The organism is Streptomyces sp. NPDC006368, from assembly GCF_040612535.1.
Lineage (GTDB): Bacteria > Actinomycetota > Actinomycetes > Streptomycetales > Streptomycetaceae > Streptomyces.
The window spans coordinates 1-2,338 of the sequence record NZ_JBEXQK010000103.1; the positions used below are offsets into that span (position 1 = coordinate 1).

A 2,338-nucleotide genomic window follows, 5' to 3' on the forward strand; every position below is an offset into this window, starting at 1 on the left:
CATGGGCGCGTACGCGTCGTGCCAGTCGGGTGAGTGTGTGAGGGTGCGGCGGGGCAGGCGCAGCCCCGATGCACCGTTCCGGAGAGGCCGGGGGCTGCGGTGCTGGTAGCCGGGTCAGTCCAGGGTGAGGACGAGCTTGCCGCGCTGGCCGCCGGTTTCCATCAGCCGGTGCGCTTCGGCAAGATCCGCCAGCGTGAAGCAGCGGGCGATGGGCAGGTCCAGGTCGCCGCGGGCAGCGAGACCGGCGACCTGGGCCACAGTCTCGGCCGCGCGGGTGCCGAACATCATCGTGATGCCGTACTGCTTGGCCAGCGGCGGGCTGGCCAGCGTCACGATCCGGCCCTTGTCGCCGGTCACGGCGATCGAGACGGTGATCGCCTCCTGGGAGCCGGTCAGATCAAGGGAGGCATCCACCCCCTGCGGGGCCAGCTCCCGCACACGCTCCTGAAGGCCCTCGCCGTACGTCACAGGCGTACCACCGAGGGATCGCACGTAGTCGTGGTTGTCGTCACTGACGGTGCCGATCACCCGGGCGCCCCAGGCGCGGGCGAACTGGGCGGCAACCGAGCCCACCCCGCCGGCCGCACCGTGGATCAGCACGGTCTCGCCCGCTGCCACCTCCAGCATCCGCAGCGCGTTGTACGCCGCCTGACCGACCGCGCCGATGACCGCTGCCGCCTCCCAGGAGAGCTCCGCAGGCTTCAAGGTCAGGTTCTCGACGGGGACGACGACCTGCTCGGCGTAGGCCGCCAGATCGACGAACCCGATCACCTCATCCCCCACCGCGAAGCCCTCGACTCCGGCGCCGACCTGGTCGACCACCCCGGCGAACTCGTTGCCGAGCTGCTGCGGGAAAGAGATGTCGAAGACCGCGTCGAACTCCCCGCGCCGGACCTTCGCGTCGATCGGGTTCAGCCCCGCCGCCTTGACCCGCACCCGCACCTGACCCGGCCCGGCCTTCGGCTCAGGAAGATCAGCCACCCGGAGAACCTCCGGAGCGCCGTAGGAGTCCATCACCACTGCCTTCATGCCAGCCGCCGCCTTACCTTCGATTGAGTGAATCTGTACCGGAAACAGCCTTCGATCAGCATTGTCCGGCGCCCTTCCGCTAACAAAGTCAACGCCTACGGCTCACTCACGTCCAACACTCCCGAGCTGATACATGACAGTCAAAGGCTGTTAACGTGGAAGGCGTGGACCTTGACCTGCGCCAGGTGCGCTACGCCGTCACCCTCTCCGAGGAACTGCACTTCGGTCGGGCGGCAGCGGCGCTGACCATCGCTCAGCAGACGCTCTCCTCGCAGATCAGCGCCCTGGAAAGCCGTGTCGGTGTCCCCCTGTTCACCCGTGACCGCCGCCACGTGGCCCTCACCCCCGCAGGCGAAATCTTCGTCAAACGCGGCCGACGCCTGCTGGCCGACGCCCAGCGCCTGGTCGACGAGGTCGCCCGCACACAGGCACCGCTGCGCATCGACGTCCTCACCGAAGGGCTCACCCCTTCACTCATCACCCAGCACTTGCGCGGCGAGTCACCGTGCCTGCCCTTCGAGGTGTTCCAGAGCCAGGGCCTGGCCGCCGCCCTGCCCCGCCTGCTCGCCGGAGACCTCGACATCTCCTTCGGCCGCCCCCACGGCCTCGGCCAGGACCTCCCGGCGCCCCTGGGCACCATGCCCGTCCGGCTGGAACCCATCGGCCTCGTCATGCCCACCGATCACCCCCTGGCAGCCCACGACGAGGTGACGCTCACCGCGCTCACCGACCACCCACTCCTCGTCCACACCGCCGAGGAAGCCGCAGAATGGCGCGACTGGATCGACGAAGCCATCAACGACTTCAACCTCCAGGCGGCACTGCGCGTACGCGGACACGGCCGCGCCGCCATCCACGCCACCGTCCTCGCCCGCGGCTACCCCGCCTTCGGCCTCACCACCGGAGACCTACCCCACGGCCTCACCGCTCGCCCCCTGATCAACCCCATACCGCTCTACCCATGGCACGCCGTGTGGAATACGCAAACAACCGCACCTGCCGTCACCCGCGCCCTGGAACTCATCCACAACTACGCCCAAGACCACCACTGGCACCAGTTCCCCGACCGCACCTGGTGGCTCCCGGACACCGACCGGACCGACCGTCCCGGACCCTCCTGACAACTCTCATGCCCGGCTCGTAACTCCCGCGTCGGCCGAGGTGTCCAATCGCACCTGCCGGAAGTTGGGGGGGCCGGGCGAGGGCACCCCAGCGCCCCACACCCCGGAGCGCAGAAAAAAAAACCAAACGAAAAAAAATAAAAAAAAACAAAAAAACAAAAAAAAACATCTTATAATATATGATTATT

At 67.5% G+C, this 2,338-nt stretch carries 2 protein-coding genes; one reads left to right on the top strand and one right to left on the bottom strand.

Going from position 1 to position 2,338, the window contains the following annotated elements:
* Nucleotides 1-114: 114 nt before the first annotated feature.
* Nucleotides 115-981, bottom strand: coding sequence for an NADP-dependent oxidoreductase (locus ABZZ38_RS30405; RefSeq protein ID WP_356745769.1), 867 nt, complete (start codon nucleotides 979-981; stop codon nucleotides 115-117).
* A 212-nt stretch (nucleotides 982-1,193) separates the two neighbouring features.
* Between ABZZ38_RS30405 and ABZZ38_RS30410 the strand changes: the two genes are divergently transcribed.
* Nucleotides 1,194-2,150, top strand: a complete 957-nt coding sequence (locus tag ABZZ38_RS30410; protein ID WP_356745771.1) for a LysR family transcriptional regulator — start codon at nucleotides 1,194-1,196, stop codon at nucleotides 2,148-2,150.
* The last annotated feature ends 188 nt before the right edge of the window (nucleotides 2,151-2,338 follow it).